We start from the raw sequence: 23,852 nt of genomic DNA on the forward strand, positions 1-23,852 counted from the left end.
TCCTCCGCGCTTGCGCCCCGAGCGCCTCCCGCCCCTGCGCCCGACGTGCCCGGCTACCAGTTGGGCGCCGCCCTGGGCCGGGGAGGCTTTGGCCGGGTCCACGCCGCGCGCCGCGACGCGGACGGCAGGCAGGTGGCCCTCAAGGTGCTGGAGCCGCTCGCATCCGAGCGACTGACTCGCGAGTTGGAGGCCCTGCGCCGCATCGGCCCGCCCGTCACACCGGAGCTGCTGGGGGAAACGCGCACCTCCGCTGGTGAGCACGTCGTCGCGATGGAGCTCATCGAAGGCGTCACCCTGGCCCGCCGCCTCGCGGAGCTTCCCGGCCAAGGCGCCCTGCCGTGGGACGAAGCGCGAGGGGTGATGGTGGCGCTGGCCCGGGCCCTCTCGGGCGTGCATGCCGCGTCGGTGGTGCACCGGGACCTGAAGCCCGAGAACGTGATGCTCGCCGGCGAACGGCTGGTGCTCGTCGACTTCGGACTCGCCCGCGTCGGCGCCACCCGGGATGAGGCGCCCGCGCCCAGCGTGACGAGGACGGGCCAGCGGCTGGGCACCCACGAATACATGTCGCCCGAGCAGTGTCACGACGCTCGCATCATCGACGCGCGCGCCGACCTCTACAGCCTGGGTGTCGTGTACTTCGAAATGCTGTGCGGCCGGCCGCCCTTCGTTGGAGAGACGGCCTCCGTGCTTCAAGCCCATGTCTCTCGCCGTCCCCCATCGCTCGCACGGCTTTCGCCGTCGCCCGTGCCGGACGCGGTGGAAGCGCTCGTGTCGCGCCTGTTGGCGAAGGCTCCCGAGGAGCGGTGGTCCACGGCCTCGGAGGTCGTCGAGGCACTCGAATGTCTGCCGAGGGGAGCACGGCCCTCCCCTTCCGACGCGGCGCCTCCGCTCCATGATGGCAGTCCCGAGGACAGCACGACGTCCGCGCCACGGTCCGTGGCCAGCGTGGGCCCACGGGACATCGCTCTGCTGGGCGTCAGGACGTCATTGGATGTTCCCTCGCTGCGCGCACAGCTCTCCGGCGTCGGGGCGGAGCTGGCTCGCGTGGAGGTCGGGCTCGCGCTCTTCGCGTTTCCCCATGCCAGTGGCGTGGACGTAGGCTTGCGCACCGCGCACAAGGCCGCGGAGGCGCTCGCGAGTGTGCTGCCTGCCGGCTCGACGCGCGCGGTGCATCGGGCGTCCCTGCGCGTGCGGGAGCGTGGTGGGCGGTGGGTGCTGGGAGGCGCGGCGCTCGAACACGTGGAGCGGTGGTGGCCGTCGTCGCCGGCTCCATCCGACGCCCTGCTGCTGACTCCGGAGGCGCGGGAATGGCTCCGGGAGCACGAGTCCGGACGCACGCCACCACCCGAGCTGCCCCCTCCGCGTGCCGTCACCCTGCGGGGTCGAGAAGGTGACCTGGGCTGGCTGCGAGAAGGCGTGGCGCGAATCCGCGAGCACCGCGCGCCCCTGCTCTTGACGCTGCTGGGAGAAGAGGGGCTCGGCAAGACGCGACTGCTGGCGGAGTTCCACCGGGAGCTGCTGGGCACGGGCGCGGTTTCCAGCGTGCTGGTGGAAGCGCACCGTGACGAGGCCAGCGCCACCGAGAGTGGCCTGGGCAACCTGCTCACCACCATCCTGGGACTTCCCCCCAACACGCTCTCCGAAGAGGCCGTGAAGCTCCTGCTCCAAGGCGCGGGCCTCACGTTGGAATTCGCCACCCTGCACCCGGCGGCGCGGCGGCAGCACATCGCCCGAGCCCTCGCGTCGCGACTGCGGCGGCTCTCCGAGGCACGACCCCTCGTGCTGCTCGTGGACGACGCGGAGACGTTGGACCCCACCGCGCTCGATGCGCTGGAGCTGGCCACACTCGCGGGAGTCCAGGCGCCACTGTGCATCGTCCTCGCGGGGCGCCATCGCCTGCTGGAGATGCGGCCCTACCTGGGCGAGCGCTCCGCCGACACCGCGAGCAGGGAGCTGGAGCCGCTGGAGGATGGTGCGGCGCTGGAGGTGCTGCGCGAGCTGCTTCATCTGGTGGATGTGCCCGCGGAGGCGACGTTGCGGGAGCTGGCGGAGCGGTGTGGCGGCTCGCCGCTGCGGCTGGTGGAGCTGGTTCGAACGCTGAGGGCCGCGGGTGCCATCCGGGCACGCGTCGGGGGTGGCGGCTATCTGGCGGCGGAGGCCCTGGACGCGCGAGCCCTGGACAGTCCGAGTCCGGATGAACGGATGGCGGTGCGCGGTCTCGCGGCGCTTCCGTCGGGACTGCGCTCGCTGCTTCAAGTGGCGGCGGTGCTGGGCGACGACGTGCGCTGGGATGAGCTGTCCGCCACGCTCGCGCGGCTGGAGCACGACGCGGCGCTGGACCTCTCGCTGGACCCGGGCGTGGGCCTGGAGCGGCTGGCGCGCATGGGGATGCTGGAGTCACGAGGGCCCCGGCGTTGGCGTTTCGAGCACACCACGCTGCGCGAGGCCTTCGCCGCGCAACTCCCGGGAGCGTTGCGGCGCCGCATCTGCGGTTCCGCGTTGAGCGCCCTTCCCGAAGCTCCCATGCCACGCAGGGCCCGCTGGGCGGAGGCCGCCGGGGAGACGCTCCTGGCGTTGGAGCTCCACCATGCGATGGCGGAGTCCAGTCGCCGAGGCTACCGGCTGCTGGAAGCCGAGCGTCACTACTCGGCCGCGCTGGCGCTGCTGCCTCGCGAGTACGACGTGCTCAGGCTGGTGCTGCTCTCGGGCCGAGGCCGCGTGCGCTATCGGCTCCAGCGCATCGACGACGCGCTGGAAGACCTGCGCGAGGCTCGACGTGTGGCCGTCGCCCGTGGGTCCGTGGTGCGAGAGGCGGACCTGCTCCTGGAGGAAGCCACCGCGCTGGACTGGCGGGACGAGACGGAGGACGCCATCGCATTGCAGGAGCAGGCCCTGCGGTTGCTGGGCGAGCCCGTGCCCTCGGACCTGGCGGCACGTCACGCCCTGGCGCGCGCGCGGGTCTTCGTGAGGCGTGAGGACATCGCGGGAGCCATCACTCCGTTGGAGGAAGCGGTGGCCATGGCCCGTTCCACGCGCGACGAGGAGACGGAGGCCATCGCGCTGGCGATGCTCGGCGCGATGCTGGGGTGGACCGGCCAGCTCGAGGACTCCGCGCGACGCTTCGACGAGGCCATCGCCCTGTGCGAGTCCACGGGCGACACGCTGCATCTGGGCGTCGCGCTCAACAATCGGATGGTGCTGCACGTCCAGCGGCGCGACGTGGCGGGCGCGCGAGGAGACCTGGAGCGCGCGGTGAGCCTGGGGCGCGAGCTGGGCAACGTGCAGATCGAACGGACCTCCGCGTTCAACCTCGCGTTGCTCCTGGCGTACCAGGGGCGCGCGGCGGAAGCACTGCCACTGGCGCGACGCGCGGGCGTGCTCAGTCAGCGGTTCTTTCCGCGCTCCATGGCCCAGGATGCGCTGCTCGTGGCGCGCCTCTGCTGCGAGCTGAGTGACCTGGCGGAGGCGGCTCGACAGCTGACGTGGCTGGAGGAGTCGACTTCGCTCGCGAGCATGTCACCGGCGGACCAACTCATGAGCTCCGTGGTGCGACGTGTGGTGGATGAGTCGTCGGGTGAACGGCCCTATACCCGCGCCTTCTGGGAGGAGCGGGTGGACTCCGCCAGGACGCGGATGACACCGGACGAACGGATGGAAGTCCTCATCTGGGCGGCACGCGCGGCCCGGGCGGCAGGCGATGACGAGGCACTGCGCGCGAGAGTCACGGAGGTCGAGGACATCGCGCACGAGGCGCCGCTCTGGACGGAGCGCGTCCGGGGACTCGTGACGGATGGGCTCGGCGGCCGGGAGAAGCCTGGCGCGTGACGAATGACGTCCGGAGACAGGCGGAGCGGGCCCGTGTTCGCAGCGAACGCGCGGGCCACTGGCCGGATGGCTCTCGGCCGGTCGCTCGTGACAAGCAGGGACAGGAGGCGGGAGGAGCCCGGCCCGTGCTAGCAGGAATCGGGGAGCGTGGATGGCCGAGATGAACGAGCGAGACGGCGCGGGGAGTCACGCGCAGGTCTCCCTGTATGGTGACGAGTTGGAGCCGGGAGCCCTCGTCGGTCCGTGGGTGGTGGAGTCCCGGGCCCACTCGGGTGTCACCGCGTCGCTCTATCGCGCCACCCATGTGGACACTCGTGCTCCCGCCGCCGTGAAGGTCGTGCGGGCCCATTTCAACCACGTGAGCGAAGTCCTCAAGCGCTTCAAGCAAGAAGCCGACACGCTCCAGACACTTCAGCATCCACACATCGTGCGCGTGCTCGAATACGGGGAACTGCGCGACGGACGCCCCTGGCTCGCCATGGAGTGGCTGGAAGGCGAGAGCCTGGACCGATGGCTCGCGCGCCGTGGACCCTTCTCGCTCGCGGAAGCCCACACGGTGATGGAGGAACTGGGGAGCGCGCTGGCACATGCCCACGGGCAGGACGTGCTGCACCGCGACCTGAAGGCCCAGAACGTCATGCTCCTGCCGCGCGCGGAGGGCTTCACCGTGAAGCTCGTCGACTTCGGCATCGCCAAGGTGGCACCCGCCGAAGGCAGCGCGGGCCTGACGAGCGCGGGCGCGGTGCTGGGAACCCCGGTGGCCATGGCTCCGGAGCAGATCCTCGGCCAGCCCGTGGACGTGCGCGCGGACCTGTATGCGCTCGGTGTGCTGCTCTATCAACTGCTCACGGGGAAGCTCCCCTTCACCGGAGAGAGCGCGGTCGAAATCGAGGAGCAGCACCTGCACGCGCCTCCACCCCGGCTGAGTGAGAGCGTGCGGGTTCCTCCCGCCCTGGAGGCCCTGGTCCGACGCTGTCTCGCGAAGCGCCCCGACGAGCGTTGGCCGGATGTCACGACGTTCCTCTCGGCGCTGCGCGCGGCGCTCGCCCCCGTGGACGAAGCGACCTGGGCCGCCGGGCTCTACCTGGACCTTCGTTTCCCGGCGTCACACGAAGACCCCACGGACGATGCGCTGGACGCGAGGGACACGGCCTTGGAATCGAGCCGCGAGCTGCTGGAGTCCGCGGGTTGGACGCTGGCCGTGGAAGGCGGCAATGCCCTCCTCGCCTGGCGCGAGCTTCCCTCGGAGGCACCAGCGCGGACCGTCGAGCGCACCGCGTGTCGGAGGCTGGCACAGCAGGTCCTCACGCGAGCGATGGCCCTCGCTGGCGACGCGCTCGAGACACGGCTCTATCTCCACGCCGCGCCTGGCGAGCTTTCAACGAACTCGCAGGGCGGGCGACTCGTGAGCGGCCCCCTGTCCCGATTGGAGGGCTGGGCCACCGGGGGCGCACCGGGTGTGGTGACGGAGCGAGACGCCGACTGATTCGGCTCAGGTCCGCAGGCCGCGTCGACGAAGCAGGCGGTACAGGTACACGCGGTCCATGTCCGCGGCGGTGGCGGCCTGCGACACCTTGCCGCCGTGGAGCTGCATCAGCGCATCCAGGTACTCACGCTCGAAGATTTCGAGCGCCCGGCGACGCGCCTCCGCATAGGGCTGTTTGGGGTCCACCATGCTCCCGAGGACGCCCTGCGCACCAATCTGCTCCGTCGTCGGAGGCATGGCGTCCTGGAACACGAGGCAGCGCTCCAGGTGGTTTCGCAGCTCGCGCACGTTGCCGGGCCATGCGGCGTGCTGGAGCTGGTCGATGAATTCGGGCGTGCTCAGGGCCGCGACATGCTCGGGCTCCGCGCCGAACGCGGCCAGGATGCGCTCGGCGATGAGGGGGATGTCCTCGGGACGCTCCCGCAACGAAGGGATGAGGATGCGCACCACCGCGAGCCGGAAGAACAGGTCCGGACGGAAGCGACCCGCGTTCACCTCCGCGCGCAGGTCTCGATGGGTCGCCGCGATGACCCGCACGTTGACGGGCTGATACGTGTTCGAGCCCAGCCGACGAATCTCGCGCTGCTCCAGCACGCGCAGCAGCTTCGGCTGAAGCTCGGACGGCAGCTCGCCCACTTCGTCGAGGAAGATGGTGCCGCCGTCGGCCTCCTCGAAGGCGCCGATGCGCCGCTGGAGCGCGCCCGTGAAGGAGCCCTTCTCGTGGCCAAACAGCTCGCTCTCCAGCAGGTTGCCGGGGATGGCGCCGCAGTCGACGGTGAGGAACGGGCCGGACGCACGGGCTCCCGCGCGATGGATGGCCAGGGCCGCGCGGCTCTTCCCCGTCCCTGTCTCTCCTTCGAGCAGCACCGTCGCATCACTGGCGGAGGCGCGCTCCATGAGCGCGAAGCTCGCGCGGGAGACGACGGAGGTGCCCACCAGTTCGCCGAAGAAGCTGCGCTCGGAAATCTGGAGGCGATTGCTCTCCGGGCTGAAGTCGAAGCGCACGCTGACGCGGCCCAGGCGAAGTACGCTGCCACCGCGCAGGTACGCCTCGCGCACGTGGACGCCGTCGAGCACCGTGCCGTTGAGACTGTCCAGGTCCCTCACGCGCGCGCCATCGCGGTCGACCCGCACCTCGCAGTGGAAGCGCGAGACGGTGGGCTCCTCGATGACGAAGTCATTGAGGGCGTGCGAGCCGATGGAGAAGGTGTCGGCGTTGGAGTCCTTGGACTGCCCGGGCTGCGGGCCCTCCAGGACGGTGAAGCGGAAGCGACGGACGGCACCGGTGAAACCAGGGCGACCGGAGCCGGTGGGCCGAGTCTGCTGGGCGTCCTCGCCCTTCGAGGGGGTGCGGTCCGCCCCGGGGGGCCGCTCGGAGATGCTCATGGGCGCCCCACGCTAGCACGGTAGGATGCGCCCATGGCCTCCCTCCATTTTCTCGGCGCCGCCGGAACCGTGACGGGCTCGAAGTTCCTCCTCGAGCATGATGGCAAGCAGGTCCTCGTCGACTGCGGGCTCTTCCAAGGCCAGAAGGAACTGCGTCAACGCAACTGGGAGCCACTGCCCCTGCCCGCGCGGGAGATCGACGCCATCGTCCTCACGCATGCCCACATCGACCACACCGGTGGGCTCCCCCGGGTGGTTCGAGAGGGCTACAACGGCCCCATCTACACCACGCCGGGCACGCGGGATTTGACGGCCTTGTTGCTGCCGGACTCCGCGCACCTGCACGAGGAGGAGGCCCGCTATGCGAACAAGGAGGGCTACTCCAAGCACCGCCCCGCCCTGCCCCTCTACACGGTGCCCGACGCCGAGCGCGCGGTGGAGATGATGGAGACCTTCGGCTACGAGCGGCCGAAGGAAATCCTCCCCGGTATCACCCTCACCTTCTACCGGGCGGGCCACATCCTGGGCTCGGCGGTGTGCGTGTTCGATTTGAAGAGCACGCGTCAGCGCGTGGTCTTCAGTGGGGACCTGGGGCGCTACAACGCGCCCATTCTCAGAGACCCGCAGAGCGTGGACTCGGCCACGACGCTGGTGGTCGAGAGCACCTATGGAGACAGGCAACACCGCGACACGAAGCCCGTGGATGCGCTGTGCGAAGCGGTGACGGGCGCCTTTGAGCGGGGTGGAGTGGTGGTGATTCCCGCGTTCGCGGTGGGACGCACGCAGGAGATACTCTTCCACCTGCGCAATCTGGAAGAGGCGAAGCGCATTCCAGAAGTGGATGTGTTCGTCGACTCGCCCATGGCGTGTGACGCGACGCCGCTGTACCTGATGCATCCCGAGGAACATGACCTGGTGATGAAGTCGATAGTGGAGCGCGGGGCGTCTCCGCTGGCGACTCGGAGGACTCGGTTCGTCACGTCCGCGAAGGAGAGCAAGCAACTGAACCAGCACCAGGGGCCCGCGGTCATCATCTCCGCGTCCGGCATGGCCACGGGTGGACGGGTGCTGCACCACCTGAAGCACCGGCTGCCGGACCCGCGCAACACGGTGCTCTTCGTGGGCTATCAGTCCGTGGGTTCGCGAGGTCGGCGGCTGCTCGATGGCGAGAAGGAGACCCTCATCCACGGGCAGCGTGTGCCGGTGGCCGCGGAGATCCACACGGTGAGCGGCTTCTCGGCGCATGCCGACTGGACGGAGACGATGCGCTGGATGGAGGGCTTCGATTCTCCGCCGCGCCAGACGCTGCTGGTCCACGGTGAGCCGGAGGCACTGGAGGCACTCCGGCGGCGCGTGCAGGCCAAGAGCTGGAACGCCTACGTGCCTGGGTACATGGAGAAGGTGGAGCTGGAGTTGGCGGTCTGAGCCGTCGGCTAGGACTTCTCGGTGCGGGCGCCTGTCCGCACCGACCAGCGGACGATGAAGGCCGGTCCGTCCTTGGCGTGACCGGATACGTGCGCCAGCAAAGCGGGCCGAGCGTCACCGGTCCAGAGGCTCACGAAGTCGCCCATCCACCAGTGGGCCAGGGAGCGCGCGGCGCGAGCCACCGTCTCCCGTGACACTTCGGACAGCGAGCGCTGGTCTTCCATCAGCTCGCGCACGAGTCGAGCGGGAAGCAGCCAGCACTCGGCGCGAGGGATGGGTGGAACGAGGAAGAGACAGAAGGCGGCGTCGGTCCGCGAGAGCATTCCATCGAGTTGCTCACGTCCGAGCTTGAAGTGAGGCAGCCACTGCCCTTCACCACGTTGCTCCAGCTTCACCACCTGCACGAGCACCGCGCGTTCGGTGCGCACGAAGCCGTCGACGTCCGCATCGAGGACGAAGGCGACCTCGGGTCCGGAGGTGGGCCGAGAGGCGGCGCCCTTCGCGGCTCGCTTCCTCTTCGGCGCTCGTGGATGAGAGGGAGCCTCCGTCGGCGTTGCCTCCTCGACCCACCGTGACTCGGCGGCGGAGGTCGTCCCCGGAGCGAGCAACGGGGGCAGTGGTTCCGTGCAGTCGGGTGGATTCTCGGCGGGTGTCGCCGAATCTAGAGGAACGTCGTGTCCGGGCGAGACGAATACCTGAGCATCGTCGGCTCCTGAGACCTCCGTAAGTTCGCCGGAGTGCTCGCCAGGAGTCACCGCCTCGGAAGCAGTGGCCTCGGCGGGCTGTTCTCCCCACTGCGCTGCGTCCATTCCATCGACTTCGTGCTCACCGTGCGGCCTCTCGTCGGACACGAGCGCTGCGTTCTGGCCTGCGACAGAACGAGCCCCCAGAGCCCCTTCGTCCGAAGCAGCCACATCGTCACGCGTATCCGCCGAAGGCGCTTCAGCCAAGACACTCAACGCACGCCCAGCTGAAGTGGCTTCGTCGGAAGCAACCCCGTCGCCCTGCGTGTCCGCCAAAGGAGATTCGACCTCAGCCGTCGGCGTGCGCTCGATTGGCCCGGCTTCGTCAGAACCACCAACGTCAGCCCGCGTCTCTGACAGCGGTACTTCGGCCTGGAGAACCAAGGCGCTCACATCACCCGGTCTGCCATCAGCCCCAGAAACGTCCGCGGGCTCATCTGCCAGAAGTTCGGCGCCCTCATTGCTCTCTGGGCTCTCGCCCAGAGTCTTTTCATCGGGAACGACAACATCCGGAGGCGCATCTAGCGCGCTCGAATCCTCCGGCCCTTCGCCGGCGAGAGCGCCATCCGCGAACGGTCGCACGGTCTCCGCCCCTGCCACGTCCCCGCGATGAGCGTCCTCGTCGCTCGCGATATCGACCGCCACCTCTGTGGCGGTTCCCTCAACCTCGGCAGTGGGGGCATGCGCGTCCGCACTCGCCAACGCGCTGGCCTCACCGCCAACCTGTCCTTCCGTCGGAGGAAGCGGCTCCTCGGGCACGATGTCCGCCACGCGGCGAACCGTCAGCTCGAAGTCCAGAGGCGGCGGCTGCCCTTGCGCCAGCAAGGTCAACAGGTCCGCCTTCACACGACCCATCTCCCCACTCAGGCCCTCCAGCAGCGAGGCAACCAGTTCCTCCGTGTCCTCACGGAACCGCTCCGGGTAACGCGTGGCGAAGTCCGTCTCCACCCGAGTCACCGCGCCCAGCAGCAACTCCTCCAGGTCGCGATCTCTCAGCCACGTCCGCCCAGCCAGCGGCACCGCGCGAGTCACATGCAAGTGCCGCAGTGCCTCCGTCAGCGAAGCCGGAGCGACCGCGCCCGTGGGCTTCACGCCGGGCCCTTCCTTGCCCGTGCCCTGAAGCCACCGCTGCAACGTGCGCACCCGCAACCGCACTCGCGACGACGGGTGGTCCTTCAGCTTTCGCACCTGCCGTCGGTCCGTCTCCGTGCGCAGGAGCGACAACACCGTCAGCTCCGCCTCGGACGACGCCGCATCCGGCGCGCACCACAGGAAGAACTCGATGGCCGCCTTGCGCAGCATGGGCTTGCGCCCCACCCGCTCCGCCACGTCCTCGCGCCACGCCGCCAGTTCGTCCATCCCCGGTCGCGCGTCCACCGCCACCAGGCGAGGCCACAGGTCCGCGCACTCCTCCGCCAACCAACACAACTGCACGAAGCCAGGAGCCAGCGGTTCCAGCTTCGCCCGCGTCCGCTTGCGCCGCTCGAACGCATCCGTCAGGCCCTTGCGGACCGACGCACGGAACAGCCGTTCCTCCAACCACACCAGGGCCAGCACGAGCCCGGGCTCACCCTTGCGCAGCGTGGCCTGACAGTGGTCCAGCACGAACCGCACGGGCTCCAGGCTCGCGGCCACCTCGAAGTCGCTCCCCACCAGCGCGCCCATCGCCCCGCGCAGCCCATCCACCGGCGGCGCATCGAAGCGCGCGAGCAGCTCGCACAGGTTCTCCACCACGGACGTCGGGCCGCCGACTTCCAAGGTCCGCGCCAGCAACAAGCCCGCGCGAGCACACCACTCCGGCTCCTTGCGGCCATTCGGATAACACGCCAGGAAGCCGCGCATCGCACCGCGGCCGTCAGGCGAAGTCGCCAGGGCGAACAGCCGCTCCGCCAGTACCTCCGACGCCTCCTGCCAGGGAATGCGCGAGGCCCGAGTCCGGATGAAGTCCGCGAGCCTGTCCCGTCCCGCCTCGGCGGTCGCCGGCAGGAGCGCGCGAAGCTGCTCCAACATCCCGATGGCCTTCGCTCCCGTGGCCATCACCCGCTTGAGGTCCACCTCCACGCTGTCCTGGAACCGCAACGCCCGCCCATCGAACGAGCACGAGACGTCTCCCACCAGGGTCGCCAGCGAGTCCGGGTGCCGCTTGAGGTAGCGCGTCAGCACCGTCGACACGGAGGCTTCGGTCTCCCGTCGCACCCGCCCCGTGATTTCCGCGTCTCCCGCCGCTCCAAGCACGTCCAGCATCTGGGCCTGTCGCGACAGCAGGCGCTCCAGCAATCCCGGTGGCGGCGCCGCATACGGCCACAGCAGTTCGCTGCACGAGCCCACCAGGAACAACAACTCCGCGAGCCCCCGCGCGCCCGCGGCCACGCGCTCCCACGCTGCGAGCTGCGCCTGGTTGCGCTCGTCCAGCGAAGCTCCACGCACCCACTGCGCGAAGGACTCCGTCCATTGCGCGGACGCCGACACCGCCTCGGCATCGGGCGTGCGCGAGACTCCCTCATAAAGCGGCCGGAGCGACTCCGGCCACGCGGCCTCACCGGACGGCTGCATGCGCGCTCACGGACCTCATGAAGTCGAACCCTCGACCAGGGCCGGCGCGTCCACGGACGGCGCCACGGTGATGACCACGGACTTCGAAGCAGGCGTGCGACTCTTCTCAGCGAAGCTGTCCACCGGCACCAGCACGTTCGTCTCGGGGAAGTACGTCGCCGCACACCGACGCGGGATGTTGTACGGCACCACCACGAACCTCCGGGCCACGCGAGTCTCTCCCTGGAAGTGGCTCGTCAAGTCCACCACCTGTCCCTCGGAGAGGCCTCGCTCCTGGATATCCTTCGGGTTCATCAGCACCACGCGCCGACCTCCCCGAATGCCACGGTACCGGTCATCCAATCCATACACCGTGGTGTTGAACTGGTCATGCGTCCGCAGCGTCATCATCAACAACTGCCCGGGCTCCAGCTCCTCGCGAGGCATGGCGTGCACCGTGAAGTGCGCCTTGCCGCTCGCGGTGGTGAAGCGTCCCTCGCGAGGCCCATTCGGCAGGAAGAACCCTCCGGGCTCGCGCACGCGACGATTGAAATCACCAAAGCCCGGGATGACTCGAGCGATCATGTCCCGGACACGGTCGTAGTCCTCCACCATCGACCGCCACGGCACCTTCGAGCGCGAGCCCAGCACCGCCTCGGCCAGCCGCGCGACGATGTCCGGCTCACTGAGCAGGTGCTCTGACGCTGGAGCCACCGCGCCGCGCGTGGCATGCACCACGCCCATCGAGTTCTCCACCGTGACGAACTGCGCCCCACCCGCCTGCACGTCCCACTCGGTACGCCCCAGGCACGGGAGGATGAGCGCCCTGCGCCCATGCACCAGATGCGCACGGTTGAGCTTGGTGGAGACATGCACGGTGAGCCGGGTGCGCCGCAAGGCCCGCGCCGTGAGTTCCGTGTCCGGCGTGGCCGACAGGAAGTTGCCGCCCATCGCGAAGAACACCCGGACCCGGCCCTCGTGCATGCCGTGGATGGTGTCCACCACGTCCAGGCCATGGTGGCGCGGAGGCTCGAAGTCGAGTTCCCGGGCCAGCGCGTCCAGGAACTCGGCCTTCGGCCGCTCCCAGATGCCCATGGTGCGGTCCCCCTGCACATTGCTGTGGCCGCGCACCGGGCAGACACCCGCGCCGGGCTTGCCAATGCTGCCCCGCAGCAACGTGAGGTTGACGATCTCCTGGATGTTGGCGACCGCGTTGCGGTGCTGGGTGAGCCCCATGGCCCAGCAGAAGATGATGCGCTCGGACCGGGCGAGCAGCTCCGCCGCCTCGAGAATCCGCGCGCGCGGCACACCGCTGCGCTCCACCACGTCGTCCCAGCTCACTTCAGCGAGGTGGGCCGCGTACGCCTCGAACCCGAGCGTCTTGTCCTCGATGAACGAGCGCGCCACCACCGTGCCGGGCTTCAGCGCCTCCAAGTCCAACAGCGCCTTGCCCAAGCCCTGAAGCAGCGCCACGTCCCCGTTGATGCGCACCTGGAGGAACTGGGTGTTGAGCGCCGTACCCGGACCGAGGAGCTGGAACACCTCCTGCGGGTGCTTGAAGCGATTGAGCCCCGTCTCGGGCAGCGGGTTGATGCTGACGATTTCGCAGCCCCGGCGCGCGGCGGCCTGGAGCGTGGTGAGCATGCGCGGATGGTTGGTGCCCGGGTTCTGCCCGATGACGAAGATGGCTTGCGCCTGGTCGAAGTCCTCCAGCGTGACGGTGCCCTTGCCAATGCCGAGCGTCTCGCTGAGCGCAGTGCCACTGGACTCGTGGCACATGTTCGAGCAGTCCGGCAGGTTGTTCGTACCGAACTGCCTCACGAACAACTGGTACAGGAACGCGGCCTCGTTGCTGGTGCGTCCCGACGTGTAGAAGCATGCGGCGTCCGGCGTCTCCAGCGCGTGGAGTTCCTCGGCGACGAGCGCGAAGGCGTCCTCCCACGAGATGGGCGCGTAGTGCGTGGCGCCCTCGCGCAGCACCATCGGGTGCGTGAGTCGTCCCTGCTTGCCCAGCCAGAAATCGGACTGCGCACACAGCTCCGCCACGCTCCACTGACGGAAGAAGTCGGGCGTCACGCGCTCCGTCGTGCCCTCTTCCGCCACCGCCTTGGCGCCGTTCTCACAGAACTCCGCCACGGAGCGATGTCCCGGGTCCGGCCACGCGCACCCCGGACAGTCGAAGCCGTCCTTCTGGTTGACCTTGAGCAGCAGGCGCGTGCCACGCACGACCCCCATCTCCCCCCACGCATGCTTCATCGTGGAGATGACGGCGGGAATACCGCCCGCGACCCCGGACAAGGGGCCCACCAGGGGAGCCCGCGGCTCCTCGGGCGGCTGAACGGGAGGAAGCAGCGGCGTCAGCGCCGAGGCGGGTGCGCCCTGCCTCTCCTCGTCGTCCCGCTGTACTTCGGCCATGCCCCGCCCTCCAGATGCCATGCGGACGATTGCCCGACCGTGGCGCGCGCGAGTCTACCCCTCCCGGGCCTCGCGGGTATGTCTGCTCGAAGCGTCCCCTCTCGTTGTCCTCATTCCCGCCCGGCCCGTGCCTGGACGGCCGACAGGGCGAGGCTGCGTTGCCAGCGATGCACACGGTCAAAACCCTCTGGAGACAGGGCCCACGGGCGAGCCGATACGCAAGGAGACGCACGACATGAGCAGGCGCCATGAGGACTCCGGCAGGCGAGGCGGAGAGCGACACGGTCGGGGGGCCTCCCACGAGGACCATGAGGGGAGGCGCCATTCGGGCAGGGGGCCGGACGAGCACGGGAGGCACACGGAAGGGGCCGACCCACGAGGCCCACCCCGCCGCGAACACCACGAGCACCACCCGAGACCCGGCCGGGACTCCCACCGCTCGGACTGGGATGCGCGCCGAGACTACGAGCACCCGTCGAGGGACTTCGCTCGCGACAGCAGCTACCGCACGATGCGGGGCGACCGCGACACGCTCGACTACGAAATCGACCGGGACTTCGGTGACGCCGCGCGGGAGCTGGACAAGGCCCGGGAGTACGGCCGGGATTATGACCGCGAGCACGAGCTGGACCGTCGTGCCCGACTTCTCGACCCCGAGCGGATCGCCCGGCGGCCGGGGTACAGCCCCAGCGGCGTCTTCCGCGACCTTGGTGAAGGTGACCCTCGCATCGGGCGGGGCGACGAGCGCCTCCGACGAAGGGGCCCCTCCGAGGAAGGTGGCCGACAGGGTCCGCGCGGCGCGCCCGCTGGAGCACATCGTCAGGGCGCCGTTGGGCATGGACATTCGCGCCATGGCCTGCGCGGCTCCGATTCATGGGACGAGCCCGAGGCCTGGATGGATGAACTGCGGGAGCTGGGGCCTCGCGACCGGCCGGCGGAAGCAGACGTGCGGCAGGGCGGCACCCAGCCTTCGGGCCATGGGCCGGGCATCGAGAACATGGCCCCGCCCCAGCAGGGCTTCTCCACCAGCATGTCGCGCGGAGACGACCACGACATGGGCCACGGCGGCTTCCTCGGCGGTGGCTACCGACCTCGTGCCCCGTCACGCCCCACGGGGCGCGGCCCGCGCGGCTACCAACGCGGCGACGACCGCATCCGCGCGGACATCTGCGACCACCTGATGCGCGCATGGATGGACTCCGCCGACGTGGACGTCCAGGTGGAAGCCGGCGTGGTGACCCTGCTTGGCCGCGTGCGAGGTCGCGACGAGAAACGCGCCATCGAGGACGTCGCCGAAGCGGTACTCGGCGTGAAGGAGGTCCTCAACCACCTGCGCCTCCACCCGAGCGAGGGGGCGTCGCACCCGCCCGCGTCCCGGGCGCCGCTCGACTCACCGGAGCTGGACTCGGAGGAGGACGGCTCGTTGCACTCCTGAGACGAGTCTCGGCCCCGCGCGTCATGAATCCGGCCCCGTCCCACCTGGGGACGGGATTTTCCGGGCCTCCATCGGACACTGTGGCGGCGGGCCTCACGGTGCTGTCCCCGCGCCGCGCGGGTTCGGCTAGTGTGCCGGGCCTTTCCGCCAGCCACACCTCAGGAGCCTGTTCATGTCCCGCGTCATCCGCGCCCCCCGTGGTTCCACCCTCTCGTGCAAGGGTTGGGTCCAGGAGGCCGCGCTCCGGATGTTGATGAACAACCTCGACCCGGATGTCGCCGAGCGCCCCGAGGACCTCGTCGTCTACGGCGGCACCGGCAAGGCCGCCCGCGACTGGCCGTCCTTCGACCGCATCGTCTCCAGCCTGCAGAGCCTCTCCGATGAGGAGACGCTGCTCGTCCAGTCCGGCAAGCCCGTGGGTATCTTCCGCACGCACCCGGATGCGCCGCGCGTGCTCATCGCCAACTCCAACCTCGTGGGCCGCTGGGCCAACTGGGAGCACTTCCACGAGCTGGAGAAGAAGGGGCTGATGATGTACGGCCAGATGACGGCCGGCTCGTGGATCTACATCGGCACCCAGGGAATCCTCCAGGGCACCTACGAGACGTTCGCCGCAGCAGGCCGCTTCCACTACGGCACCGAGGACCTGGCCGGCCGGCTCATCCTCTCCGGAGGACTGGGAGGCATGGGCGGCGCGCAGCCGCTGGCCGCCACCATGAACAACGCCGTGTTCCTCGGCGTGGAGATCGACCCGTGGCGCGCCCAGCGTCGCGTGGAGACGCGCTACCTGGACGTGGTGGCCAGGGACATCGACGAGGCGCTGGCCCTCGCGAAGGACGCGCAGCAGAAGCGCGTGGGCCGCTCCATCGGCATCATCGGCAACGCGGCCTCGGTGTTCCGCGAGCTGTACCGCCGGGGCATCAAGCCGGACCTCGTCACGGACCAGACGAGCGCGCACGACCCGCTCCACGGCTACATCCCCACGGACCTGTCCCTGGAGGCCGCCGCCGAGCTGCGCACCCGGGACCCCGAGGGCTACGTGCGACGCGCGCGCGAGTCGATGATTCAGCACGTGGAGGCGATGAACGACTTCCAGCGCGCTGGCAGCCACGTGTTCGACTACGGCAACAACCTGCGCGGCCAGGCGCAGCTGGGCGGCATGGAGAACGCCTTCGAGTTCCCCGGCTTCGTGCCCGCGTACATCCGCCCGCTGTTCTGCGAGGGCATGGGCCCGTTCCGCTGGGTGGCGCTGTCCGGCGACCCGGAGGACATCCGCCGCACGGACCGCGCGGTGCGCGAGCTGTTCCCGCAGAAGGCGTCGCTCCAGCGCTGGCTGACCATGGCGGAAGAGCGCGTGGCGTTCCAGGGCCTGCCGGCGCGCATCTGCTGGCTGGGCTACGGCGAGCGCGCGAAGGCGGGCCTCGCGTTCAACGAGCTGGTGCGCAAGGGCGAGGTGAAGGGGCCCATCGTCATCGGGAGAGACCATCTGGACTGCGGCTCGGTGGCGTCGCCCAATCGCGAGACGGAGGCGATGAAGGACGGCACGGACGCGGTGGCGGACTGGCCCATCCTCAACGCGCTGGTGAACGCGGTGAACGGCGCGTCGTGGGTGTCCTTCCACCATGGCGGCGGCGTGGGCATGGGGTATTCGATGCACGCCGGACAGGTCATCGTCGCGGACGGGACGGCGGAGGCCGCGCGCCGCATCGAGCGCGTGCTCACCAGCGACCCCGGCATGGGCGTGCTGCGCCACGCGGACGCCGGCTACCCGGAGGCCATCGAGGTGGCCAAGGAGCGCGGCGTGAAGATTCCGGGCATCACCGTGTAGCCTCCGGAGTCGCCATGCCCCACCCCGCGCGCCCGAGAGTCGTCCTTCCCCTGGCCCTTGCTCTCGGTGTGCTCGCGGGGTGTGCCCCGACGGCCGTCGGACCCATGGTCATGCGCCTGGGTCCGGGGGCCGCGGAGCAGCGCATGATCCAGGCAGGCATCCGCAGCGGCCCCCGCCTCAGCGCGCCCATCGCCGGCACGCAAGGGGTCGTCAGCGTCGACGAGCGCTTCCGGGGAGACGACGCGAGCTTCTCCACGCAGCAGTGGGGACTCGCGTTCGACGCCGCGATGACGTGGCCGCTCACGGAGCGGCTGCACCTGCACACCGGCATCCAGGGCGAGATGTTCCTGCCCCTGCCCGTGCCGGGCTACGGCGTCTACGCGGGCGCGTCGTATTACCTCGGCTCGGAGCAGCTAGGCGTGGCGCCCTCGTTCGCGCTGCGAGGGGCGTCCGACTTCGGCATCACCTCCAGCAAGGGCGGGCCGGGCAGCATGGCCGGCGCGGAGGCGACGTGTGCCTTCAGCTTCTCGCCGGAGCCGGGCGTGTCCGTGGGATTGGTGCCCTTCGTCGCGGTGCACACGCTCGCTTCGCATGGCACGAGCCAGGGCTCCTTGTATTACGGCGGAGTGGTCGCCGCCCGCTTCACGTGGAGGTGGTTGGACACGCTGGAGCTGTCCGGCGGTTTCGGCCGGGCGAAGGTTGGCAACAGCGCGAGCTGGAACGTCCCCATCGTGGGCGTACGCGGAGGTCGTTGACGCAATGGATGCGCTGGAGCTGCTGGTCCGCAACACGTCCGAGGTCCTCACCCTGGAAGGCACGCACCGCGAGCGCGCGGAGACAGCGCTCACGCCGAAGCCCGGCGCCTGCGTGGGCGTGCGCGAAGGCCGCATCGCCTTCGTGGGCGCGGAGTCGGAGCTGCCCTCGGGGGCCGTGATTTCGAGCACGGTGGTGCTGGATGCCGAGGGAGGCTTCGTGGGCCCGGGCTTCGTGGACCCGCACACGCACCTCGTCTTCGCGGGAGAGCGCTCCGCCGAGTTCGACCTGCGCAACCAGGGCGCCACGTACCTGGAAATCGCCAAGGCCGGCGGCGGCATCGTGAGCACCGTGCGCGCCACACGCGCCGCCAGCGAGGACGAGCTGGTGCGCCTGGCCCTGCCCCGCGTCCAGCGACTCCTGGAGCAGGGCGTGACGGTGGCCGAGGTGAAGAGCGGCTACGGGCTCGACTTGGAGAACGAGCTGAAGATGCTGCGCGCGGTGCGCAGGCTCGGCGCGCTGACGCCCGTGGAACTGGTGCCCACGCTGCTGTGCGCGCACGCCATCCCCCAGGAATACCGCGAGCGCCGCGAGGACTACGTCCACCTCTGCATCGAGGAGATTCTTCCCGCCGTCGCCCGAGAGGGCCTGGCGCGCTTCTGCGACGTCTTCGTGGAGGACAGCGCCTTCACCGTGGACGAGGCCCGCCGCATCCTCACCACCGGCCGCGCGCTGGGACTCGTGCCGCGTCTTCACGCCGACCAGCTCACCGCCCGAGGCGCCTCCGAGCTCGCCGCGGAGCTGGGCGCCGCCACCGCCGACCACCTGGAGCAGGTCACCGACGCCGGCATGCGCGCCCTCGCCGACGCCAACGTCACCGCCGTGCTCGTGCCCACCTCCACCCTCTTCCTGCGCATGCGCCCCTACGCGCCTGGACGCCGACTCCGCGACGCGGGCCTCAACATCGCTTTGGGCACCAACGTGAATCCGGGCTCGGCCATGAGTGAAAACACGGCCTTGGCGCTGGGACTGGCGTGTCTGGAGAACGGGCTGAGCGCGGCGGAGGCCTACTGGGCCGCCACGCGCGGCGCGGCGCTCTCATTGGGACTGCAACGACATGGTCGGCTGGCCGTGGGTGATGCAGGCGACCTGGTGCTGTTCAGTTGTGCGTCTTTCCGCCATCTGCCCTACCATTTAGGCGTAGGGCACGCGCGCACGGTCGTGAAGGCCGGGCGTGTCGTGGTGAGGCAGGAGCTGAATTCCTGCGGGTGAAGCGACGTCGTCTGGTGACACGTGCGTCGCACGGGAGGGCAAGAGAGCTTCCCGTCGGGGCCGGCCGTTATAAGTACCAACTGCAGCCATGTGCCGACTTTTTGGATTTCGTTCTTCAGTGCCTTCCGCCGTCCACCCTTCGTTGGTGACGGAGAAGAACTCGCTGCTCATCCAGTCGCGCGAGCACAAGGATGGGTGGGGAATCGCCGCGTACGGTGCGGAGGCGCTACCGCTGGTGGCCCACGGTGTGGGGCCCGCGCACAGTGACCCTGACTTCGAGCGGGTGAGCAGCCGTGTGTCCTCACACACGGTGGTGGCGCACATCCGGCTTGCGTCGGTGGGCGCGGTGGAGCTGCGCAACTCCCACCCCTTCCAGCATGGCCGGTGGACCTTCGTCCACAACGGCACGGTGCGGGAGTTCGCGAAGCACAGCGCCGAAATCGAAGCCCTCATCTGTCCCACGCTGCGCGCGGGCATCCAGGGCACCACGGACAGCGAGCGCTGCTTCTACGTCTTCCTGACCCGACTGGCCGCCCGGCATCCCATCGCCCATCCTGTCCCCGTGGAGGGCGTCGCCCGAGCGCTCGCGGAGACGATGAGCCTGGTGTCCGCCATCACCGACGAGCCGCAGGTGCAGCCGCGCTCGGCGATGAACTTCCTCGTCACCGACGGCGAGGTGATGGTGGCTTCGCGGCGCAACCGGACGCTCTTCGTGTCCACCGGTGGGGCTCGCTGCACCACGGGCGCCCTGCCCGAGGTGGGCACGCGGCTGGAGCAGCTCATCGTCTCCAGCGAGTCGCTGTGCGGCGGGCCGTACTGGACGCCCGTGGGCGAGGAGGACGTCATCGGCGTGGACGCCGGCCTCGTCTTCCATCGCTGGAGCGTGCCGGAGCTGGCGGGGGAGTTTCAGCCCCCCACGCCGGGCCCCACGCGCCACGCGGCCTGAGCGTCAGGGCACCACGGGAGGCTGAAGCTCGCGCAGCGCGGGCACCAGCTTCTCGCGGATGGCCACGACGCGCTCGAACAGCCAGAAGCCGAACGGCTGGATTTTCCCAGGCGCCGTGGGCTCCTCGGGCAGTTCGGGCTCGCTCTCGTTGAAGCGGTGGATGCCGTACTCCCCTTCGGTTGTCTGGGAGCGCCGGTCGAAGAGGAAGCTCGCGCCGTCGTGCCAGCCCCCGTGGAAGACGAGGGCCTGTGCGAGGCCCGGCACCGGCTCGTCCAGGATCTCCGCCAGCTCCTTCACGTTGTACTCGTGGGCGTTGATTTCGAGCACGCACGACCCGCCACCGCTGACGTTGCCGCTCAGGTGCGTCGTCACGTTGCTCGGTGCCATCGCCACCCACGTCGCGGTGCCGTAGCGGCGCGTGAAGTAGTCGAAGGAGGAACCCGCTGCGTCGACGGCCTCGGGCTTCGTCCATCGCCCGAAGCGCTTCTCGTGCATGGAGCGGAAGAACTCGCTGCCATGCCCCATGCGCTCGAGCCGAGCCCGGTCCTGGGTCGGGTCGATGAGTTCGACGACGAAGTGGCCCACCGGCAGCTTGTGGTGCAGTTCGGCGAGGAGGGCCACCGCGGCGTCCACGGCCTCGTGCGCCGTCGTGGGCCGGGCCACGGACGACAGCTCCACCCACGGCGATTGAGATGGGGGCGCGGGGTTCTCTTCCCGCGCGGGGGGCGTCGAGCACGTGAAGGCGGACAGGCCTTCCTGCTCCAGGTTGAAGAGCCGCTGCTCCACCGCGACGAGCGCCTCTTCACGCGTCGCGAACGGAGTGCGCTCCTCTTGAGAGGTCTTCTCCAGCCCCGCGACGCGCACGGAGACCGTGTGGAGCACCGCCCCGTCGACGCTCACCGTCTCGGAGCGAAGCAGTCCTGGCTGAGTGACGCGCAGTTCGCGCCGCACCAGCCTGTTGGAGGACACGTTCCATCCCAGGCCGGAGTGGAAGCCGAGACGGCCATAGTGGAGCACCAGGGCGTCGACCTCGGACAAGCGCACGCGCGACTGAGTCACGCGTCCGCCCAGCATTCCTCGCGTACAGAGGGCTCCGTCCTCGTAGAGCGCTACGTCCACGAAGAGGCCCTCAAGCCTCAACGCGAGGAAGTGCCGCTGGCGCGCCACGGACGGCGCGGGCATCGCGTTGAACTCGAGCAGGGTCTCCCGAGTCCACACCTGGAGCCGGTTCTCGCTGTCGTAGAACCAGCACTCCTCGGGCACGTCCCACACTCGCACCCTGTCTCCGGGCGCGATGGCTCGGCCGCGATTGAGTTCACGTATCGCCGAGTAGCTGCGCGCCATGCTCTCACTCCTCCAACATGAGGCCCTCGTGGGCCTGAAGTCGATGCGCTGCCCGACGCGGGCTCAGGGCAACCACGCCGTCAGCAGCGCCACCGACCGGACACCGAAGGCCTCCGCCTTGAGGGAGCGCGCATCCCCGCCCGCGTGGGCCAGGGTGACACGCAGGTGCTCGGTGGGCGCAGCCTCCGGCACTCGATCCAACCACTCCACCAGCACCGCGCCCTCCCCTCCGACCAGGTCCATGAAGCCCGTGGCGTAGAGGTCGTCGTAGCCCGTCAGGCGGTACAGGTCCGCGTGGTAGAGCGGAATCCTTCCCGAGTACGGATACACAATCGCGAACGTGGGGCTGGCCACCTCGGAGCGAGGCACATGCGCGCCCTCGGCGACTCCGCGCACCAGATGCGTCTTGCCCGCGCCCAGGTCACCAATCAGCCCCACGAAGTCGCCCGGCTCCAGAAGCCCGCCGAGCCGCACGCCGAGCCTATGCGTCTCCTCGGGTGAAGCCAGCGTCAGGGTCCGCGTCACCAACTCTCCGTCACTCATCGACCCCACCTCACCCACAGCTCGCAGAGGCCCTGCTCGATGAGGTCCCCCGCCACCAGGCCCAGCTGTCCGCGTCGAGCCGCGGCCAGGTCTCCCGCCAGTCCGTGCGAGTACACCGCCGTCCAGATGGCGTTGGGCAGAGCAATCGCCTGAGCCAGCAGGGCTCCACACACACCAGACAGCACGTCACCGGAGCCGCCCGTGGCCATGCCCGGGTTGCCCGTGGTGTTGATGAAGACGCGGCCATCCGAGTGCGCCGTCAACGTCCGGTCACCCTTGAGCACCACTGTCACGCCGAGTCCCGAAGCGAGTCGACTCACGACCTCCAGTCTCTGGGACTGGACCTCCCGGGTCGACTTACCTGTCAGCCGGGCCATCTCCCCCGGATGCGGCGTGAGGACCACCGGCCCCTTCGCGCGGCGCAGCACGGACAGGTCATCCGCCACGGCGTTCAAGGCGTCCGCATCCAGGACCGCCGGAATCTCCAGGCGCGACAGGAGCTCGCCAATCAGCGCGCCCGTCCCAGGCCCGCGTGGAATGCCCGGCCCCATCACGAGCGCGTCCTTGCCCTCGGCGGCGGCGAGCAGCGCGTCCAGGTCCCCCATGCCCAGAGGCCCCGCGGCCTCCAGCGGGATGCCCATGATTTCAGCCGAGTGCGACTGCACGGCCTCCAGCGCATCGCTCCGCGTGGCCACGGTGACGAGTCCCGCGCCGCTGCGCAGCGCCGCCTTCGACACCAGGGCCGCGGCGCCCGTCTTGCCCCGACTGCCCGCGACGACCAGGACATGGCCGTACGTGCCCTTGTGCGTGTCCGCCTTGCGCACCGGCAGGGTGTCGCGCGCGTCGGACTCCTCGACCACGAAAAGCTCGGCGCCGGATACCTCGCGAGCGGACGCGCCGCCCATGCCGATGTCCACCCGCCGCACGCGTCCGCACAGCGTCGCGCCGGGCTCCAGCACCTGCCCTGGCTTGAGGAAGCCGAAGGCCACCGTGGCATCCGCCTCCACGCAGGGCGAGAAGGACTCGCCCGTGTCGCTCTGGAGGCCGGACGGCACATCCGCCGCGACGACCCTGGCACCCGCGCGCCGCCAGCGCTGGATGGCGGAGATGGCCTCCGCGAACGCCCCCGCGGGTGCCCGACTCAGTCCCGTGCCGAAGAGCGCGTCCACCACCACGTCCCCCGCGCCCGGCGGCTCCAGCGACTCCAGGGCGCGCGACACACCGCCGAAGCCTCGCAGCGCCTCCAGATTGCGCTTCGCCTCGGGCGTCAGCTTCGCGGTATCTCCCACCAGCGACACCGACACCCTCGCGCCCCCTTCCATCAGGAAGCGTGCCGCCACCAGGCCATCCCCACCGTTGTTGCCCGGCCCGCACACCACCACGAAGCGGCCACCGGGCCCGGCCAGGTCGCGAGCCACGTCCGCGAGCCCCCGCCCCGCGTTCTCCATCAGCAGCGCGGAGGGCATGCCGTGGCGCTGCTCGGCGGCCTCTTCGGCCTGACGCATCTGGGAGGCGGTGAGGACGCGCAACATGGGTTCAATCCCCTTTCGACTGGAGGACCACCGTGGCGGCGGCCACGTCGGCATCGTGGGTGAGCGCGAGGAACGCCTCCAACCCCCGCGCCTCCATCACTTCGAGCGCCACGCCTGAGAGGGCGAAGTACGGCGCCCCTCCGTCGCGGCGCACCTCCATGTCCTTCCAGCGGATGCCCGGAGGCGCGCCCAGCGCCTTCACCAGCGCCTCCTTCGCCGCGAAGCGCGCAGCATAGGCACTGGCGGCATCATGGCGCTGGCCACACAGCGCGCGCTCCGCCTCGGTGTAGACGCGGTTCAGGAACGGCTCCGCGCGAGGCCCGTCCATGATGCGCTGGATGCGAGAGATGGAGCAGATGTCCAGGCCCAGGCCCCGGATTCCCATGG

At 70.0% G+C, this 23,852-nt stretch carries 15 protein-coding genes; 8 read left to right on the top strand and 7 right to left on the bottom strand.

Annotated features, from left to right (window positions below; translation table 11 throughout):
* On the top strand, positions 1-3,825 hold a 3,825-nt coding region (locus HR086_RS49430), incomplete at its 5' end, for a serine/threonine-protein kinase (protein WP_305794077.1).
* Positions 3,826-3,976: 151 nt separating this feature from the next.
* Positions 3,977-5,311 carry a serine/threonine-protein kinase gene (locus HR086_RS19780; RefSeq protein ID WP_254626389.1) on the top strand — a complete coding sequence of 445 codons (1,335 nt, stop codon included), beginning with the start codon at positions 3,977-3,979 and terminating at the stop codon, positions 5,309-5,311.
* A 6-nt stretch (positions 5,312-5,317) separates the two neighbouring features.
* Here HR086_RS19780 and HR086_RS19785 read toward each other — a convergent pair whose 3' ends face one another.
* A complete protein-coding gene (locus HR086_RS19785) occupies positions 5,318-6,697 on the bottom strand; it encodes a sigma 54-interacting transcriptional regulator (RefSeq protein WP_141646185.1) in 1,380 nt (459 codons plus the stop codon).
* A 33-nt stretch (positions 6,698-6,730) separates the two neighbouring features.
* On the opposite strand from HR086_RS19785, the gene HR086_RS19790 reads away from it, so the two are divergent.
* Entirely contained in the window at positions 6,731-8,122 is a 1,392-nt protein-coding gene (locus HR086_RS19790) for an MBL fold metallo-hydrolase RNA specificity domain-containing protein (protein WP_174466383.1), read from the top strand.
* A gap of 8 nt (positions 8,123-8,130) precedes the next feature.
* Here the strand turns inward: HR086_RS19790 and HR086_RS48580 are convergent, their stop codons facing one another.
* Both HR086_RS48580 and HR086_RS19800 read right to left on the bottom strand, forming a co-directional pair.
* Positions 8,131-11,418 carry a hypothetical protein gene (locus tag HR086_RS48580; RefSeq protein ID WP_254626390.1) on the bottom strand — a complete coding sequence of 1,096 codons (3,288 nt, stop codon included), beginning with the start codon at positions 11,416-11,418 and terminating at the stop codon, positions 8,131-8,133.
* Positions 11,419-11,433: 15 nt separating this feature from the next.
* Entirely contained in the window at positions 11,434-13,812 is a 2,379-nt protein-coding gene (locus tag HR086_RS19800) for an FdhF/YdeP family oxidoreductase (RefSeq protein ID WP_174466384.1), read from the bottom strand.
* Positions 13,813-14,323: 511 nt separating this feature from the next.
* On the opposite strand from HR086_RS19800, the gene HR086_RS19805 reads away from it, so the two are divergent.
* The 5 genes from HR086_RS19805 (at position 14,324) to HR086_RS19825 (ending at position 20,046) form a co-directional block, all read left to right on the top strand.
* Entirely contained in the window at positions 14,324-15,247 is a 924-nt protein-coding gene (locus HR086_RS19805; protein WP_254626391.1) for a BON domain-containing protein, read from the top strand.
* Between the two features lie 172 nt (positions 15,248-15,419).
* The gene (hutU, locus tag HR086_RS19810; protein ID WP_141646188.1) at positions 15,420-17,075 is read left to right on the top strand and encodes a urocanate hydratase; all 1,656 of its coding nucleotides are present in this window, start codon (positions 15,420-15,422) and stop codon (positions 17,073-17,075) included.
* 110 nt (positions 17,076-17,185) lie between these two features.
* Positions 17,186-17,830 (top strand): hypothetical protein, encoded by a 645-nt coding sequence (locus HR086_RS19815; RefSeq protein WP_254626392.1) that lies wholly within the window; start codon positions 17,186-17,188, stop codon positions 17,828-17,830.
* A 4-nt stretch (positions 17,831-17,834) separates the two neighbouring features.
* Positions 17,835-19,100, top strand: coding sequence for an imidazolonepropionase (gene hutI / locus HR086_RS19820; protein ID WP_174466386.1), 1,266 nt, complete (start codon positions 17,835-17,837; stop codon positions 19,098-19,100).
* Positions 19,101-19,188: 88 nt separating this feature from the next.
* Entirely contained in the window at positions 19,189-20,046 is an 858-nt protein-coding gene (locus HR086_RS19825) for a class II glutamine amidotransferase (RefSeq protein WP_174466387.1), read from the top strand.
* Positions 20,047-20,049: 3 nt separating this feature from the next.
* Here the strand turns inward: HR086_RS19825 and HR086_RS19830 are convergent, their stop codons facing one another.
* The 4 genes from HR086_RS19830 to acpS form a co-directional block, all read right to left on the bottom strand.
* Entirely contained in the window at positions 20,050-21,390 is a 1,341-nt protein-coding gene (locus tag HR086_RS19830; RefSeq protein WP_174466388.1) for a hypothetical protein, read from the bottom strand.
* Between the two features lie 63 nt (positions 21,391-21,453).
* Complete coding sequence (tsaE, locus tag HR086_RS19835; protein ID WP_141646193.1) at positions 21,454-21,933, bottom strand: tRNA (adenosine(37)-N6)-threonylcarbamoyltransferase complex ATPase subunit type 1 TsaE; 480 nt, start codon at positions 21,931-21,933, stop codon at positions 21,454-21,456.
* Complete coding sequence (locus HR086_RS19840) at positions 21,930-23,465, bottom strand: NAD(P)H-hydrate dehydratase (RefSeq protein ID WP_174466389.1); 1,536 nt, start codon at positions 23,463-23,465, stop codon at positions 21,930-21,932. Before HR086_RS19840 ends, tsaE begins: the two co-directional genes overlap by 4 nt.
* Before the next feature lie 4 nt (positions 23,466-23,469).
* The gene (acpS, locus tag HR086_RS19845) at positions 23,470-23,850 is read right to left on the bottom strand and encodes a holo-ACP synthase (protein WP_174456801.1); all 381 of its coding nucleotides are present in this window, start codon (positions 23,848-23,850) and stop codon (positions 23,470-23,472) included.
* Between the last annotated feature and the right edge of the window lie 2 nt (positions 23,851-23,852).

It is taken from the genome of Myxococcus sp. CA039A (genome assembly GCF_013336645.1).
GTDB classification, from domain to species: Bacteria; Myxococcota; Myxococcia; order Myxococcales; family Myxococcaceae; genus Myxococcus; species Myxococcus llanfairpwllgwyngyllgogerychwyrndrobwllllantysiliogogogochensis.

Coding starts and splice junctions, on each gene's coding strand:
- HR086_RS19780 (WP_254626389.1), top strand. CDS start 3,977: ATGGCCGAGATGAACGAGCGAGACGGCGCGGGGAGTCACGCGCAGGTC.
- HR086_RS19785 (WP_141646185.1), bottom strand. CDS start 6,697: ATGAGCATCTCCGAGCGGCCCCCCGGGGCGGACCGCACCCCCTCGAAG.
- HR086_RS19790 (WP_174466383.1), top strand. CDS start 6,731: ATGGCCTCCCTCCATTTTCTCGGCGCCGCCGGAACCGTGACGGGCTCG.
- HR086_RS48580 (WP_254626390.1), bottom strand. CDS start 11,418: ATGCAGCCGTCCGGTGAGGCCGCGTGGCCGGAGTCGCTCCGGCCGCTT.
- HR086_RS19800 (WP_174466384.1), bottom strand. CDS start 13,812: ATGGCCGAAGTACAGCGGGACGACGAGGAGAGGCAGGGCGCACCCGCC.
- HR086_RS19805 (WP_254626391.1), top strand. CDS start 14,324: ATGCGGGGCGACCGCGACACGCTCGACTACGAAATCGACCGGGACTTC.
- hutU (WP_141646188.1), top strand. CDS start 15,420: ATGTCCCGCGTCATCCGCGCCCCCCGTGGTTCCACCCTCTCGTGCAAG.
- HR086_RS19815 (WP_254626392.1), top strand. CDS start 17,186: ATGCGCCTGGGTCCGGGGGCCGCGGAGCAGCGCATGATCCAGGCAGGC.
- hutI (WP_174466386.1), top strand. CDS start 17,835: ATGGATGCGCTGGAGCTGCTGGTCCGCAACACGTCCGAGGTCCTCACC.
- HR086_RS19825 (WP_174466387.1), top strand. CDS start 19,189: ATGTGCCGACTTTTTGGATTTCGTTCTTCAGTGCCTTCCGCCGTCCAC.
- HR086_RS19830 (WP_174466388.1), bottom strand. CDS start 21,390: ATGGCGCGCAGCTACTCGGCGATACGTGAACTCAATCGCGGCCGAGCC.
- tsaE (WP_141646193.1), bottom strand. CDS start 21,933: ATGAGTGACGGAGAGTTGGTGACGCGGACCCTGACGCTGGCTTCACCC.
- HR086_RS19840 (WP_174466389.1), bottom strand. CDS start 23,465: ATGTTGCGCGTCCTCACCGCCTCCCAGATGCGTCAGGCCGAAGAGGCC.
- acpS (WP_174456801.1), bottom strand. CDS start 23,850: ATGGGAATCCGGGGCCTGGGCCTGGACATCTGCTCCATCTCTCGCATC.